Origin of the sequence: Streptomyces sp. NPDC059524 (genome assembly GCF_042749255.1) — a bacterium.
In the GTDB taxonomy this organism is placed as follows: domain Bacteria; phylum Actinomycetota; class Actinomycetes; order Streptomycetales; family Streptomycetaceae; genus Streptomyces; species Streptomyces xanthii.
This window is the reverse complement of the sequence record NZ_JBHYTK010000120.1, coordinates 24,652-25,512: the sequence shown is the minus strand read 5'-3', so window position 1 is coordinate 25,512 and position 861 is coordinate 24,652. Positions and strand designations below refer to the sequence as shown.

Genomic DNA, 861 nt, shown 5'->3' with positions numbered 1-861 from the left:
TGCGACCGCGCGACCCTCCCCCCCACCCCCCAGCGCGGGGGGGCGCGGCGCCCCCGCCCCCCCGGCCGCCAACGGCGCCCACTGCTGGTCCCCCACCGCGCGGGGGCCCCCCGCGTCCCCCCCGCGCCCCCCCTTCGTTCTGTCCTGTCCTGCCGCGGCGTCAGGCGCCGCGCAGCACCGCGCCCGTGCTCTCGGCCGCGTGGGCGACCGCCGCGTCACGCGCGGCGCTGGCCTCCTCGACCGTCAGCGTCCGGTCGGCGGCACGGAAGCGCAGGGCGTAGGCGAGGGACTTCTTGTCCTCGCCGAGCTGCTCCGCGTTCTCGTACACGTCGAACAGGCGGACCGCCTCGAGCAGTTCCCCGGCGCCGGTGCGCAGGGCGTCCTCGACGACCGCGGCCGGCACGTCCTTGCCGACGACGAGCGCGACGTCCTGCGTGGCCACGGGGAACGTGGAGATCCGCGGGGCCTGGAGCGCGCCGGTGGAGGCCTGCTCGACGAGGTCGAGCTCGATCTCCATCGCGCAGGTGCGCTCGGGCAGGTGCAGCGCCTTGACGACGCGCGGGTGCAGCTCACCGGCGTGGCCGACGAGCGTCTCCGTGCCGTCCACCGTCGCGTACAGCGCGGCGCAGCGGCCCGGGTGCCACGGCGCGTGCTGGTCGGCGCGGACGGTCAGCTCGACGCCGGCCTCGCGGGCGACGATCCGAGCGGACTCGACGGCGTCGGCCCAGGTGGCCGGGTAGCCCTTGCCCCACCAGCCGGCCTGCGCGCGGGGGCGCCCGCCGCCGGCCGCCGCGCGGGCGGGCTGTGGCGGCGCCGGGCTGGGCGGCACGGCGATAAGCCCCGCGGTGGGGCGGCGGGCGA

At 79.1% G+C, this 861-nt stretch carries 1 pseudogene; it reads right to left on the bottom strand.

Annotation, left to right across the window (positions count from 1 at the left end):
* Positions 1–160 precede the first annotated feature (160 nt).
* Positions 161–861, bottom strand: a pseudogene (locus ACFW9D_RS27835) (phenylalanine--tRNA ligase subunit beta); the annotation flags it as partial.